General features: G+C 57.4%; 11 protein-coding genes. 10 read left to right on the top strand and 1 reads right to left on the bottom strand.

Annotation, left to right across the window (positions count from 1 at the left end; translation table 11 throughout):
• Positions 1–3 precede the first annotated feature (3 nt).
• From ACFFK0_RS26225 to ACFFK0_RS26185, 9 genes are all read left to right on the top strand, one after another.
• Positions 4–1,824 carry an ABC transporter ATP-binding protein gene (locus ACFFK0_RS26225; protein WP_377473527.1) on the top strand — a complete coding sequence of 607 codons (1,821 nt, stop codon included), beginning with the start codon at positions 4–6 and terminating at the stop codon, positions 1,822–1,824.
• Positions 1,784–3,565, top strand: a complete 1,782-nt coding sequence (locus ACFFK0_RS26220) for an ABC transporter ATP-binding protein (protein WP_377473526.1) — start codon at positions 1,784–1,786, stop codon at positions 3,563–3,565. The genes ACFFK0_RS26225 and ACFFK0_RS26220 overlap by 41 nt, the downstream gene beginning before the upstream one ends.
• A gap of 119 nt (positions 3,566–3,684) precedes the next feature.
• Complete coding sequence (locus ACFFK0_RS26215; RefSeq protein ID WP_377473524.1) at positions 3,685–4,254, top strand: TOMM precursor leader peptide-binding protein; 570 nt, start codon at positions 3,685–3,687, stop codon at positions 4,252–4,254.
• 4 nt (positions 4,255–4,258) lie between these two features.
• Positions 4,259–5,548 carry a YcaO-like family protein gene (locus ACFFK0_RS26210; RefSeq protein WP_377473522.1) on the top strand — a complete coding sequence of 430 codons (1,290 nt, stop codon included), beginning with the start codon at positions 4,259–4,261 and terminating at the stop codon, positions 5,546–5,548.
• A gap of 34 nt (positions 5,549–5,582) precedes the next feature.
• Positions 5,583–6,368: a nitroreductase family protein gene (locus ACFFK0_RS26205; RefSeq protein ID WP_377473520.1), complete on the top strand. Its 786-nt coding sequence runs from the start codon at positions 5,583–5,585 to the stop codon at positions 6,366–6,368.
• Positions 6,369–6,396: 28 nt separating this feature from the next.
• The gene (locus tag ACFFK0_RS26200; RefSeq protein ID WP_377473518.1) at positions 6,397–7,470 is read left to right on the top strand and encodes an efflux RND transporter periplasmic adaptor subunit; all 1,074 of its coding nucleotides are present in this window, start codon (positions 6,397–6,399) and stop codon (positions 7,468–7,470) included.
• Entirely contained in the window at positions 7,467–8,159 is a 693-nt protein-coding gene (locus ACFFK0_RS26195; RefSeq protein WP_377473516.1) for an ABC transporter ATP-binding protein, read from the top strand. The genes ACFFK0_RS26200 and ACFFK0_RS26195 overlap by 4 nt, the downstream gene beginning before the upstream one ends.
• The gene (locus ACFFK0_RS26190; RefSeq protein ID WP_377473514.1) at positions 8,156–9,364 is read left to right on the top strand and encodes an ABC transporter permease; all 1,209 of its coding nucleotides are present in this window, start codon (positions 8,156–8,158) and stop codon (positions 9,362–9,364) included. Before ACFFK0_RS26195 ends, ACFFK0_RS26190 begins: the two co-directional genes overlap by 4 nt.
• 20 nt (positions 9,365–9,384) lie before the next feature.
• Positions 9,385–11,676 (top strand): baseplate J/gp47 family protein, encoded by a 2,292-nt coding sequence (locus ACFFK0_RS26185; protein WP_377473512.1) that lies wholly within the window; start codon positions 9,385–9,387, stop codon positions 11,674–11,676.
• Between the two features lie 454 nt (positions 11,677–12,130).
• Here the strand turns inward: ACFFK0_RS26185 and ACFFK0_RS26180 are convergent, their stop codons facing one another.
• The gene (locus tag ACFFK0_RS26180; protein WP_377473510.1) at positions 12,131–13,102 is read right to left on the bottom strand and encodes a Gfo/Idh/MocA family protein; all 972 of its coding nucleotides are present in this window, start codon (positions 13,100–13,102) and stop codon (positions 12,131–12,133) included.
• Between the two features lie 345 nt (positions 13,103–13,447).
• Between ACFFK0_RS26180 and ACFFK0_RS26175 the strand changes: the two genes are divergently transcribed.
• Positions 13,448–15,211 (top strand): sensor histidine kinase, encoded by a 1,764-nt coding sequence (locus tag ACFFK0_RS26175; protein ID WP_377473508.1) that lies wholly within the window; start codon positions 13,448–13,450, stop codon positions 15,209–15,211.
• Positions 15,212–15,219 lie beyond the last annotated feature (8 nt).

Raw genomic sequence — 15,219 nt, 5'->3', positions numbered from 1 at the left:
AACATGTTCAAGCTGGCCAAAACAATGAAACCGTACGTCCATTGGGTAGTGCTCAGCATTACGGCATCGCTCGTCGTCGCCGTCATCGACATCTGGCTCGGCTTGTTCGTCGAGCGGCTCGTCGACGGCGGGGCCGGCGAGCTCGCCCTCGGGCTCGGTTCGCCGCTCGCGCTGCTTGCATGCTTTACAGTGCTGGGGGCACTAGCCAGCTATGCCAACAAATATGCGCTGACGCGCTTCAGCGCGAAAGCTTTGCGCGACATCAGGCGCGATCTCGTTCATCATCTCGGCCAAACGACCGTCGGCGCGCTGGAGAGCCGCCATTCCGGCGACCTCGTATCGCGGTTGACGAATGATACGGCGGTGCTGCAAAACTTTTTCCTGCTGCACTTCGCAAATTTGTTTTACATGCCGGTGCTCTTTGTCTGCTCCTTGACGATCCTGCTGCTGACCTCCTGGAAGCTGGTGCTGTTCAGCCTGCTGATGCTTCCGGTGGCGATGATCGTCACCAGCGTGCTGGTATTCCCGATGAACAAAATGTCGGAGCAGCTCCAGGAACGGCTCGGCTCGGCCAACGCGATCGCGCAGGATACGATCGGCGGCATTCCGATGCTGAAGGCGTTCAACATGTTCCGGGACATGGCGGTCAAATACCGGGCGGCGATGGAGCTTGTGCTCGAGAAGAGCCTGAAGGTTGAGCGGAGGCGCGCCTGGATTACCCCGGTTTCGCTCATCATGCTGTCGAGCCCGATCATATTTGCCGTTTCGTTCGGCGGCTATTTGATCGGTCAAGGCGAGCTGACCGCGGGCGGCATGGTTCTGTTTCTCATGATGCTCAACTATTTGATGCAGCCGCTTTCGATGGCGCCGGTGCTGTCGGCTCAGGTGCAGGAGGCGAAGGGTGCCGCCAAGCGTCTGTTCGACATCCTGGAGCTTCCGGTGGAGCCCTCAGGGCGGCCGGAGCCCGTGCTTGATCAAAAGGCGGCACCGATCGAGCTGGAGCGCGTATCGTTCGCCTACGCCGGCAAAACGAACGTGCTGGACGGAATTTCGTTCGTTCTTCCCGCAGGACGCAAGATCGCTCTGGTCGGTCCGAGCGGAAGCGGCAAAAGCACGATCCTGAAGCTCGTTTGCGGGTATTACGGCATGAAGACAGGCCCGGACGGCGACGGGGAAGAAGGCTGGTCCGGCGATATTCGCGTATTCGGCCATTCCATGACGGCATGGGATCCGCACGCGCTGCGCGATAAGCTGTCCATCGTCTCCCAGGATACGTTTTTGTTTCCGGTTTCCGTAGCCGACAACATCGGATACGGCCGTCCCGGCTGCAGCAGAGACGACGTGATTCAAGCCGCCCGTTCGGCCGGAGCCCACGATTTCATCATCGAGCTGCCCGACGGCTACGACACGGTGCTTGGCGAACGCGGCGCCAGATTGTCGGGAGGCCAGCGACAGCGGCTGGCCATCGCCCGGGCGATGCTGAAGGATGCGCCGATCCTGCTGCTGGATGAAGCGACCTCGGCGCTCGACACCCAGTCGGAAGCCGTCGTTCAAGAAGCGCTGGAGCGGGTGATGGACGGCAAAACCGTGCTCGTTGTCGCTCACAGGCTGTCGACGATCAAGGGAGCGGACCTTGTCCTTGTGCTTGATGAAGGGCGTATTGTCGAGCGGGGAACGCATGAGTCGCTGATCGCTCAGAACGGCTTGTACGCCAAGCTATATTTAAAGCAATTTGTCATGGAAGAAGGCGACGAGCCGAACGGTTCGAGAGGGGGACTGCAGCATGTTCATATCGAAGACGCTTTTGCAAAACAGCTGGGCTGAGCTTCGCCGCATGCTCATGCTTCTCGGCCCTCGCCGGAAAGCGTATTTCGTCGGACTTATCGGAGACAGCATGGTGCACGGCAGCATCAGCATCGCCCTTGCCTTCGTGTTCAAGAGCTTGCTGGATTTCGCGGATAAAGGCGATCGAAGCGATTTTTATCAATCGATCATGATTGTGAGCGGCACATTTTTGACTATCGCCCTGATATCGCCGATATTCTCATACATTTACATGAGCGTCGTGAAGAAGACGATGGTCGAGCTGCGCACGCGGCTCTACGAGCATCTCGGGGATTTGCCGGCGCGGTATTTCGAAGAACGGCATTCGGGCGACCTCATTTCCCGGACGACGAGCGATGTCCAGACGATGGAGAAGGTTTACGTCGAGCACGTGAAGTCCGTGCTGACGGACATTTTTACGCTGATCGGCTCCGTTGTATCGATGTACATTCTGGACTGGCGCTTTGCTATCGTGCTGACGCTGCTCGGAGGGGCGGGTATTGCCGCCAACACCGCCTTCGCCGGCCCGCTGCGGCAAACGGGCGAAAAGCTGCAGGGGCAGATGGGCAGGATGACGGAGCGATTGACGGACATTTTGGCAGGTTTACAGGTTATGAAAATGTTTCGTTTACATTCGATCGTAACCGGTAAATATGACGAAGCGAACGAACGGGTAGCCGACCTGACGCTGGAGCAGGGGCACCGCAGCGGGCTTCTTGAAGCCGTCAACTTTCTGATTAATTTCCTCAGCTTTGGCGGCATCCTTGTGATCGGCATCTTGTTGTATGCGCAAGGTATTCTCGAGCTTGGCACGCTTGCCGCGATCGTGCAGCTTCAAATGAGCGTGACGATGATTTTCCTGCAGCTGGGCAGCGTCGTATCGCTGATGCAGAGCTCGCTGGCCGGCGCAGCGCGCGTCTTCGAGGTGCTGGAGGAGCCGGCGGAGAAGGAGCGGTTTGCTTCCCGCGAGGAAGAAGCGGGATTGCGCAGCGATGCGATGCTGGAGTTCCAAGATATCGGCTTTGCCTACGAGCCGGACGCGCCGGTGCTTGGCGGGTTCGAGCTGGCGGTGAAGCCGGGGCAAGTTGCGGCGCTCGTCGGGGCGAGCGGAAGCGGCAAAAGCACCGTGTTCAAGCTGCTGCTCGGCTTCTACGAGACGCAGCGCGGGGCGATCGGTATCGCGGGCAAGCCGATGTCGGCCTACACGCTAGCTGAGATCCGCAGCATGATCGCATACGTGCCGCAGGATGCGTATTTATTCGAAGGCACAATCGAGGACAATATTCGTCTCGGCAAGCCCGATGCGTCGCAGGAAGAGCTTGTCGATGCGGCGAAAGCGGCCTTCGCCCACGATTTTATATCGGAGCTGCCGGAAGGGTACGCGACGATGGTCGGGGAACGGGGCGCCAAGCTGTCGGGCGGGCAGCGCCAACGGATCGCCATAGCGCGCGCCCTGCTCAAGAACGCTCCGGTGCTGCTGCTCGACGAAGCGACGTCGGCACTCGACAACGAGTCCGAGTATTGGGTTCAGCAGGCACTGCAAAGGCTGATGCAAAACCGGACCGTGCTGGTCATCGCACATCGGCTTACAACGGTACAGGATGCCGACATGATCTGCGTCATGGAGCGCGGCAAGGTCGTCGAGCAGGGAAATCATACGGAGCTGCTGAATCGGCGGGGCGTGTACGCGGGGCTGTATGAATATCAGTTTGACCGAGATAAGGAATACGCAGCGATTTAGCCGGATTTCACAAAAGATTCATGAAACGTTTACCTTCGATGCATTGAAAGACCACCGGTCATAAGGTATGGTAGTGCTTGGTATTGCTGGTGTTCTATAGGTGATAAGGAGGCTTCAACTTGCATCGTCCAATTGTGGCAGTTACATCAGACGGGAATCCTCATTCCGCACTCGTACAAGCCGTCCGTACGGCCGGTCTCGATTTGGTTTGCGTGCAGAAGGCTGAGGATATTCCCCCGGGCACGGAGCTTACGGTGCTGTTCGACGCCGAGCGGGAAGGAACGGTATTTAACGACGCCGCCTTTGCCCGGAAGCTGGCCTGGCTGCCCGTTCAATGCTCCGGCGCCAGCGCCCGGATCGGTCCGATCGTCGTTCCGGGAGAGACGAGCTGCTACCGCTGCGTCAAGCTGCGGATGCAGTCGCACGGTGCGGATGATATGCCCGGTGTGCAGCCGGCGAACGGGCTTGCCTATTCATTGCTAATGCACGTCATTGCGCAAGAATGCCTCAAATGGCTGAGAAGGCGGGAAACCGGCGATTTGCCGCTAACGTACCAGCATATGCTTGAATTCGACGCATACCGGCTGCAAGGAGACGTACAGCCGGTATACAAAATACCGACGTGTCCGACATGCGGCGTACCTGCCGTTATGCTGCCGCAGGCATGGAGGAAAGAGGTGGCTTGGTAGCGTTATGCAAGGTTCGCTCATTCAATATGGAGGAGCTCCGTCTTTACAGCCGCCGTACAATTTTTGCGTCGGTTCCCGCGTCGGCATCGTAGGCAGGCTTGTGTCGCTGCCGCCCGACGAGGGCGGACTGGCAGCATGCGTATCGTTTGCGGTTTCGGCCGACACGTGTACGTGGCAGACGGAGCACAACGGGAGATGCTCCCGCATCGTGCGGAGCGTCGGACTGACGATGGAGCAGGCTGAGGAAGCCGCCGTTTCGGAGGCTGTGGCGCGTTATTGCTCCGCTTACGTCCAGCTGGAACGAACCGTGCTCGCTTCTAGGCGCGACCTCGGCGAAGGAGCGCTTTGTCCGGACCGGATCCCGCGGTTCCTGAAGGAACCGTTTGCACCGGCGGACGACAGCTTGCCCGACGAACCCATTACGGAATCGACTTTGCTGCGCTGGGTGCCCGGCATCAGCTTTACCTCGCATGCGCCGGTATGGGTGCCGGCCTCGGCGGTATGGCCGTCTTACATCCCGACGGAAAGGAAGGAAGCCGCTGTCCGATCCGGATCGGCGGCGACGGGACTCGCTTGCGATACGACGGTGGAGCATGCGGTGCTTCGCGGGCTGCTGGATGTCCTTAAGAACGAATCGTATACGATCATGCAGTTTCACCGATGGTCCCCGCCGAAGCTCGAGCTGCATACTTGCCCAGATCTTATGGGACAGTTCCGGCTTTTTCAGGAGAAGGAGCGCTTCGCATTACACGTGATGCGGATGACGACGAATGCCGGCATTCCGGCTTCGTTCAGCGTACTAATAACCAGGCGCGGCCAGGTTATTACCGGTGCAGGGGCGGGACTGACGGAAGAGCAGTCGGTAACGGAAGCTTTGCTGCAGCTGGCCGGTAATTACAAGAGCTGTAAGCCGGCGCTGCTGGGTATGGAGCCGGAGCATATTTATTCTTTGGAAGCGGCGTCGTGCCTGACGGCTGTCCATACAGAGCATGGATTGCCGATCCTGACCAAGGAAGAAGCGGAATTTGCCATCGCTTCGGAGAAGCGCTTGCCGGTTACGGTCGACGAGCGTCTGCTGGTCGGACAAACGGCCGACCGTGTGCACCGGATCGTGCAAAGCCTCAAGCATCACAAAGTCGATGTCGTCGTTGTCGATGTGACCACGGAAGATGTCCGCAAGCTGGGACTATGTGCGGTTAAAGTCATCGCGCTCGGGGCTGCCGGACTTGTAAGTGCCGGCAACGAATGGACGCCGAACGACCGTTTGTCGTCCATGCCTGTCAAGCGGGGCTAGTTGAAGTGGCTGCTGCGAAAGGGGGAGGAGTACGTTGCATTCCGACACGACGCACATCGGCTGGAGACGGGACCAGCAGCAATTGGCCTATTTATTTCACGCCCAATCGGTATTCGGCGAATATGAATTTTTGATGCACCGTTCACGTCTGGCGTCGCTGCAGAAGCAAACGCCTCGGCTTGGGCTGGAGCTGCGGGCCGTAAAGCAATTCGTGTCCGTTCCCGCCATCAAGCTGCATACGCCACGCAATCCCGATGAATTTCCGGTTCCGGCCGGAATGGAGCCATGTCTCGGCTTGCTGGCCCAGTTTCACCGCTTGCGCTCAAGCGGCGGAGCCGCATCCGGCGATGCGCTTGCCATTGGCAAGGAGCTGCAAATTCCGCCCCAGCATCTGGACCAGCTCGAAGTGTACTTTTTGTTCAAATGCGGACGAAGCGGACAGGACTATTTGTTTTATTTGCATACGTGCAAGGCTGAGCTGCAGCTGCTGCAATCGAATCCGGCGGAGCCGCTGACCCGGTATATGCCCCCATACGCATCGGAAGAATGGCATGAAGACAGCCGCGCATGGACAGGAGTAGTGCTGTGCACGGCGAATCTGCAGCGGGCGGGAATGCTGTTCGGAGACAGGGGCTATCGCGTTTGTTTTCTGGAAGCGGGCAGAATGACGGAGCAGCTTCGGCTGTGCGCGGAACAATCGGACGGGGTGACGGCAACCCACGTAGCGGTTTTTTACGACCGGGCAATTCACAGCTTGCTGGGTATCGACGGCGTCACCGAAGTGTGCACCAGCAGCTTGATTTTGACCGCGAGCCGGTAATCGACACAATATTGAGGAGGACTCCGTTTTGAAAAAAGCGATATGGGGCGTCGTGATCGTAGTGATCGTAGCGGTCATTGCCTTGGGTTTCGTGTTGTCGGGAGGGGAAGGACAGGCGAGCAACCTGGAGACGGTCACCGTCGAGCAGGGGACGATCGCGGATACGCTGTACGTGAACGGGAAAGTCGAATCGGAGAGCGAGACAACGGCTTATACCGAAATGTCCGGCAAAATCACGAAGCTGTTTGTGCGTGAAGGCGATACGGTTGCGGCGGGTCAAGTTTTGCTGGAGCTGGATACGACAGAGCTTCAAGAGCAGCTGGCCCGGGAAGAGACGAATCTGCGGATTATCGAGGAGGAGCGCACCAAGGAAATCAAGCAGCATTTTGACGAGTTCAAGAAGAGCCGGTTCGAGCAGGGAACTTCGGCGAACGTGAAGGCCGAGCAGCCGGACGGGTCTCTCTACGAGCTGAAGAAGCGTAACCAGCAGCTGACGATCGAATCGATTCGCGCCAAGCTGCTGCTCGCTCAAGTGAAGGCGGCGGCGGGGGGCGTTATTACCGAGCTGCAGGCCGCTGTCGGACAAACGGTCACCGGCGGCGCTTCGGTCGCAACGATCGTCGATTTGCAGAAGCTGCGGATTAAAGCGAATTTGAACGAGCTCGACGCAGGGAAGGTCAAGGCCGGCATGGATACGGTCATCTCGGGAGACGCCTTCTCGCAGCAATTTAAAGGAAAAGTGCAGAGTCTCGCAGCCATCGCCCAGACCCCCCAGACGGGAACCTCCAAGGAGCCTTATGTGGAAATGACCGTGAAGCCGGAGAACGCGACCGCCGAGCTGAAGCCGGGCTTTACGGCGGCCATTGCGGTGACGCTGCCGGCCACGCCTCGCCCGATCGTGCCGCATGCAGCCGTTCTATCCGAAGCCGGAAGCTCCTATGTATTCGTCGTTAAGGATGGAGTGCTGGCGAAGACGGCTGTCACGACCGGCAGCGAAAATGAAAGCATGATCGCCATCGAAAGCGGCGTCTCCGCCGGTGACCGGATTGTAGCTCAAGCGAGCGACAAGCTCCAGGACAAAGCTAAGGTGAATGTGCAATGATTACGCTTAGCGGTATTCAAAAAATTTATCGTATGGGCGAAACCGAAGTCCATGCGCTAAAAACCGTCGATTTGCACATCGCCGAAGGCGAGTTCGTCGCTATTATCGGTTCCTCCGGCTCCGGCAAGTCTACGCTGATGAACATTCTCGGCTGTCTGGATACCCCGACGCACGGCGTATACGAATTGGACGGCCAGCAGGTGCAGTCGCTGTCCGAGCGCCAGCTGGCGCTCGTGCGCAACCGCAAGATCGGCTTCGTGTTCCAGAACTTCTACTTGCTCTCGCGCCAAACGATACTGCGCAATGTGGAGCTGCCGATGGTATACGGCGGCATCGACAAGACGTCCCGTATCAAGCGGGCGAAGGAGCTGCTCGAGAAGGTCGGTCTCGGCACACGGCTGACGCACAAGCCGAGCGAGCTTTCAGGCGGCCAGCGGCAGCGCGTCGCGATCGCCCGCGCCTTGTCGATGCAGCCGTCGATCCTGCTGGCGGACGAGCCGACGGGCAATCTGGATACGAAGACGTCCCATGAGATCATGGCGTTGTTCAGCCAGCTGAATGACGAAGGGGTGACGGTCATTCTTGTCACGCACGAGCCCGATATCGCGGAGCAAACGAAGCGCATCCTTCGCTTCGGCGACGGGCGGCTTCTCGAGGACCGCGCGAACGACAGGCGGGTGTCCGTATGAATTTGATGGAAAATATTATGCTCTCCATGGAAGCGCTCGTCGCCAACAAAATGCGGGCGTTTCTGACGATGATCGGCATCGTCGTCGGCGTCACTGCGGTCGTCACGATCGTATCCATCGGTGAAGCCGGCAAGACGTCGGTCGTGTCCAGCATTTCCAAGTACGGCGACGGATTCTTTACGCTGCTGCCGAGCAGCGGGACGGATGTGCAGTATAATATTGCGCCCGACATGGGCGATCTGGAGCAGGTGCGCAAGGTGCCCCGCGTCGAAATGGCGACCGGGACGCTGACGATTTTGGCCGATGCCAAAACCGAGCGCTCGCGGGAGACGAAATCGCTGATCATTTCGGGGACGACGAACGAGCTGTCCAAGATTGAGAAGATGACGATGCTGGCCGGACGGTTTTTCAGCTCCGCGGAAGAACGGTCCCGGCAGAAGGTCATCGTCGTCGAATCCGATTACGCCAACCTTGTCTTCGGCTCGCCGCAGGCGGCGATCGGCGCGAAGCTGACGATCGGGAGCAGCTTGTATCAGATTATCGGCGTTACGAAGACGGAGCGCAACTTGTTCAGTCCTCCGGTGAAGACGGAGTACCAGGCATATATGTCGATTTACGTGCTGCCGCGTTCCAACGATAACGGGACGGTTACCTTCTCGGCGCTTTATGTGAAAGCCGACACGAAGGAAGAGGAAGCTTTGCAAAAGATTATGACCGATGTCAAGAAAACGGTCGCCAAGCGTCACAATACGACGGACAAAACGTACTCTACGCAAACCGCTGCGGAAGTGGAGCAAAACGTATCGTCGGTATTCAGCATCTTACAGGTCATTATCGGGTCTATTGCCGGTATTTCGCTCTTTGTCGGCGGTGTCGGCGTCATGAACATTATGCTCGTTTCCGTAACGGAGCGGACGAGAGAGATCGGCATCCGCAAGGCGCTAGGGGCAACGCCCGGCACGATTATGGGCCAGTTTCTCGTCGAGGCCGTATTCCTCTGCTTGCTGGGGGGGACGGCGGGTGCCGGCTTCGGATTGCTCGCTTCGTATATTTTTGCGCTGGTTTCCGGCTGGCCTTATTCCGTTTCCATTGGCGCGATTGTGCTGGCTTTCGGATTTTCCGCGGGCGTCGGTTTATTCTTCGGCATATATCCCGCACGCAAGGCGGCTCGGATGCAGCCGATCGATGCATTACGCTACGAATAGTGACGGGAGGATTTACAGCAATGACCCCAATGAAAAAATATTTGAACTTGACGTTGTCCGCCGCTCTGGCAGCAACGCTTTGCGCCGGCTCGTTTGCGGCGGACGGCAATTTGTTCGCCGGCCGGGCCCATGCGGCGGAAGCGGCGGCCGTACTGCCGGAGCCGCTCGTCGGCATCGCCAAGCTGGACGGTGCCCGCACGGCGGAGGTGCGGAATATGTACATCATTCCCGGGGCTTCGTCGACGCAATTGACGTTCAAGGTTCGCGTTTACAACAACGACGACCGGGAAATGTTTTTCATGGATTATGGGATGAGGGTATTCAGCGCCGACGGCGGGGAGCTGAACGCCAAGCTGCTGGCCAAGGATAAATCGAAGAACCGCATCGGACCGCATGCTTATGAAGATTTCACGTATGCCGCCGACATCCCGCTGCCGTTTCAGTTCCCCGGCGTTACGTTCAAGTTCGTCATGTGGGATATGAACTATGTCAATTACGAGCGTCCGCTCAGCCAGATCGTTACTGCGGCCGATTATTCGTTCGTTACCCCGCAGGGCAGGACGAGAGTGGCCGACGTCGCCGGCACACAGCTGGAGATCGGCATTCCCGAGGCGCGTCTTTCCCGCAATGAGAGAAACTGGCTGCCGACGGTATGGCTTACGCTGAACAATGTCGGCATCAAGAGCATAGAAGCCCCCGGTGTTCAAGCTTATTTACGGGCTGCCGACGGTGCGCTGTACCCGCTTACGATGAAGCCGCTGGCCGATAAGGCGCTCAATCCCCGCGCCGCGAAGCGGACGGAGTGGACGGCGACCGTTCCGGCGACGGTGCCGACGGAAGGCTGGCAGGTCGTGCTGACCGAGCCGGAAAGCGGTCAAACGGCGGAAACCGCCGAGCCCGCTGAAGTGCGTCTGCCGATCGCAACCCTCGAGCTCCCGGCATTTACATCTTCGACTTCCGGCCAAGCCCAGACGGAGTATGCGATCCAATCCGCAACAGGCCTGTTCGGCGTAACGCTGAATGCCCTGGAGCGGATGCCCTGGGAAGAGAACGATCTTGTTTCGGCGGACATTACGCTTGTCAACAAAGGGGAAGAGGCGCTTCCGCTGCCGGAGCTGCTCGGGTATTTCCTGCTTGACGGCAAAGTCAAGGTCGAAGCGAAGGCAGTGCGGTTAGCCGAACAAATCGGCATCGCGCCGCAAGGCCAGGCGAGGATCCGTCTATACGGCAAAATCCCGTACACCTATTCGTTTGCCAAGGCGAAGCTCGTGCTTCAGGAGAAGGAAAAGGCCGAGGACGGCGGGACGGATCGTACGGTCGAGCTGCTGACGCTCGAATCGGACCAGACGACGCTGAACATGCCGCTTGTCGCTGAGGGCCAAAGCTGGTTAACAACCAATGCCGGCCGAGAAGCGGAGCTGACGGTACGGAAGGTTCAAGTGTACGAATCGGAGCTCAACGATTTGTACGTGGCGGAGCTGCTCGTTCGCAATCAAGGGCTTCGTCCCCGTGCGATCGGCGAGCGGACCGCGTTCTTGAAGATGGAAGGAGGCGCACTGTTCCCGGCTACGCTGACTCAGTCCCGTGCGAAGCTCGCACCGACGGGGAGGGCGCTTGTCACCGTCTCGGCTGTACTGCCGAAAGGTCTTGTGCAGGAGGGCAAGCGGGCGGAGGCGCTGCTCGTCGGAGATTCCGTGACAGACGGAGCGCTGACAGCATCCGCGGGCACAACCGATACGGTCGGCACCGGGACATCGACGGCTGCAACAGCAAGCGGCGGTACGGAAACTGCTGCGGCAGGCACGGGGGCGCAAGCTGCCCAGTCAGCCCAGTCTGCTCGGCCGGATGCTTACGTGAATGCGGCAATGTTCGCTCTTCCGGCGCCGCAGCGTAACACGGCCGATACATTGCTCGGTCTGGAGCTGTACCCGTTCACGGTTTCCTTTAGCAAATTCGCTTCGTCCGTCGATTTCGTGAACAGCCAGCTGACGATCCGTTTCCACTACAAGCTCGGTCAAGACCCGTCGGTGCTGGCGAATACGGAAGGCCGCAAGGTCATCCTCGAATTTGTCGACGGCAAGGACAGCACGATCAAATTTACTCAGGAGCTTTCTTTGGGAGCGGCCTACGCCAAGGAGGGCGCGCTCACGCTCGGGGAAGCCGATTACGAATTTATGAAGGTTGACAAGCAGATGGTTCCGAACATGTCGTTCAGCACGCCGTATACACTGAATGTTTACGACGTTATGCCTGGCGGCGAAAGAAGGCTAGTTGCAGCGCAGAAGCTGAGCTGGCTCAGCTTGAGGCCATAATGGAAGATCCGGGCAGTCCTTCGGGGCTGCCCTTTTTTGTGGCAGTTAGCATGGGAAATAACGGTGCGCTGCAACAGCAAGCCATACGAAGACCGTTATCCACACCATTATAATTAAGCTTCCTGCAAACCAATTTGTCGGTTTCCCATCATTTATGCGTTCCTCCGCTTTACCCGTACATTCCTGAATGACTGCTCCGGGTATCATCTTCAATGCCAACGCGTGCGCTCCAAAACTTTGGCCGCTATCTGTTCTTGAAATTGGGCGACTTATAAAAAAAATATCGCAGCCCCCACTCATTTCCTGGAGACTGCGTCTTGATAATTTCAATGTGGGTACATTCAGCTAACGGTCTGCAGCGTGTTCGGCAGTTCAATCCCTATGCCGGTATGGACCCGGTACGTACGGATGGGCGGAGGCTTATTTTTGACGATTCAGCTCGCACCGCATACGTTCAATTGGCGCGCATCCGATCCATGACGGCACTTGTTCGTGCAGCGCTCACGCCTGTGCTTGCACAGACGCCGGTACCGGTCAGCTCGTCGACAATGCTCTGGATGAGCGGCTGCTGAATATGCTCCGGCATGTTGAAGCCGATCTCATGGACGGTGCCGTCCGCATCGATCAGCTGCACCGGCTCCGTGCCGTAGGTGGAGAAGCGAATAGAGCCGGAGCTGCCGACGATTTCGTTCATCTCCGCATAACGCGAAGCCGTGAAGCACCAAACGCCGGTACCGTGTGCGCCGGATGCAAAAGTGAAATGGCCCGACACGATATCGTCGGTTCCATATAAGCCGGCTTGGTTGGCGGCCCGTCCTGCCGCATGCCCGATCGGTCCTAACAGGAAGTCGAGAATGTCGAGCGTATGCGAACCGACGTCAAGAAATTTGCCGCCGCCGGCTATCGAGGGCTGGACTCGCCATGAACCGTTGCCGGCGAGTTCGTCCGCCGTCGGCGGGGCATGATGGACGACGTTCACGAACCGAACCTGCCCGATACGGCCGCTGTCGATCCACTCCTTGATAGCGAGAAAACGGGGCAGCGCCCGCCGGTAATACGCCACGAAGAGCGGCACTCCGGCTTTCTCAAAAGCATCCAGCATCGTCCGGCATTCCGGTTCATTCATGGCCATCGGTTTCTCGACGTAGGCCGGTTTGCCTGCCTGGGCGCATAGCAGCGCATATTCCAGGTGACTGGACGGCGGCGTAGCAATGTATACCGCATCAACCTCACGGTCGTGTATCAGTCGCTGCGCATCGTCGTACCATCGCGGTACGCCGTGCCGCCTCGCATAGTCGGCCGCAAGCTCGCCGTTTCGCCGCATGACGGCGATCAGCTCCGAACGGTCCGCTTTGCGGAAGCCCGGTCCGCTCTTGATTTCCGTTACGGCTCCACAGCCGATGATTCCCCAGCGTACTTTGTCCACAAGCTCGACTCCTCTCCAATCCGGTCAAAGCGGTAAAGCGGCGGCGTGTGCTCCGCTCGGAGGACGGCAAACCGATAAGTTTATTACCGCTTCGACCCGGTGCCATTCAAATTGCTCTTACGGCAGACTCGAAATAACCCCGCAAGAGAAGGGTATCAAAATCATTAAAAAATATGATACGATAATGTTCGACACAATTTGGTATCGCGGCTAGGTATCGCCGTGCCCCAGCATGGAGTAATCGTTTGCAAGGATCCGCTCATTGTCCGTTCACTGCCGTTTCGTATACGTCGTCCGCTATAGTATATCATATTTTTATTTTACCAATATAAGGAGAGAGAGAATTTGCTTGCACGTCTTCGCAGAGCGCCGTTACTGATGGCGCTTGTCTGTCTAGTTGTCGTCATTACGCTTAACGCAGTGTACTATGTTCACTTCAGAACGAGCTTGATCGATAACCAGAAGGTGCAGATGAACGTTCTGTTCAACAGCGTTCGAACGGCGATCGAGACGACGGCAGCAGGGGAGAAGCTTGTCGAGGATATGGTCGGCGAAAACTTGCGCACGGCTTCAATTGCCGCATTGTACAAGCTGGACCCCGACATCGATAAGGTAACGAACGAGGAGCTGGTCGAGCTCAGCGAAACGCTGAACATCGCCGGCATTACGTTGTTTAAGCAAACCGAGGACGATATCGTCGGCTTGAAGTCGTCCGATCCGAAAGAAATTAATGTCAGCTCCAAAGGTTGGGATACTTACTATAAAGCGTTTCAGCAAATGCTGGACCTGAAGCCGGTTGACGTCGGCATCGGTCAAACGTTTCCGTACTACTGGAGCGGTCCTAAGGATACGTCGACCACGAATCAGACATCGGTTGATAAGTGGGGTTATTATTACGACGGTACGACGAATTATATCATAGACCCTTTCGTGCACGATACGCATATGGCCCAGTATTACGAAGAAGCCGGCGTTGACCGCACCATTCAGAAGCTGGTGGACTATAACGAGGAGATGTCTTTGGAAATTTCGGTGCTCAATCCGGATAAGCTGCTGGGCATCGATACGGAGATTGGAACCGCCGATTATTGGTTTTCGGAAAGGCTTGTACTGTTCGGCGACTACCGTACGCAAGATCCGGATGAGCTGTATTATGCCAGGAAAGCGATCGATACGATGCAGCCGGTGTATTACACGACGGTAAGTAACGGAAGGCACGTGTTCAAGAGCTTTAACCCGCTTGATATCGACTATTTGAAGTTCAGCAGGGACAGGCCGCCGCTGCTGATCGAAATATCGACGGACTACACGAAGCTGCAAGCAAGCCTGGACCGGCAGCTCAATCAATCGATTTTGTTTATCGCGGTTTCGACCGTCATCGCCATTTTGATTATCGGACTGTATTTAGCCATGATTCGCAAGCTGCGTGAACGGGTGGCACTATCGGTTCAGGAGGCTTACGTCGGCAATATCGATTCGTTGTTTCACCGGGTCCGGGAGCAGCGGCACGATTACAACAACCACTTGGCGGCCATTCATGCGATGGCTACGATGGGCAAATTCGCTGAATTGAAGGAGTATACGAAAGCGCTTGTCGGCGATGTCAAATGGACGAACGATCGGGTCGACATTGGCATTCCGGCGGTCGGCGGCTTGATTCATGCGAAGATCGCTCAGGCGGAGTCGCTTCGCATCGCGTTCGAGCAGCATTTTTCCAATATGGAGCATTTGGAGTTCGGGGCGGTCAAGGCGACGGATTTGGTGAAAATATTGAGCAACTTGATCGACAATGCGTTTGACAGCACGAAGAAGCTGAAGGATCCCGGGGATAGGATGGTCAAAGTGACCGGTATCGTACTCGCCAACCAAGTTCAATTCAAGGTAATGAATACCGGCGAGCACATCGCTCCAGAGCTGCATCGGAAGCTGTTCGAAAGAGGTTATTCGACCAAAGAGAGAAACAAGCATGCCGGACTTGGCCTTCATATTGTCAAATCGTTGGTCGCCAGCTATAAGGGATCGATCCATATCGAGAATATCGACGGCGGCGTCGAGTTTACCGTGATGATACCCGTAGGACTGAGAGACCGAGGCGCGGCAGTCGGGTGAGGGGGAGG

The sequence above is a fragment of the Paenibacillus chartarius genome (genome assembly GCF_042432825.1).
In the GTDB taxonomy this organism is placed as follows: domain Bacteria; phylum Bacillota; class Bacilli; order Paenibacillales; family NBRC-103111; genus Gordoniibacillus; species Gordoniibacillus chartarius.
Note: the sequence above shows the minus strand (reverse complement) of the source record. Positions and strands in the feature narration are given on the sequence as shown.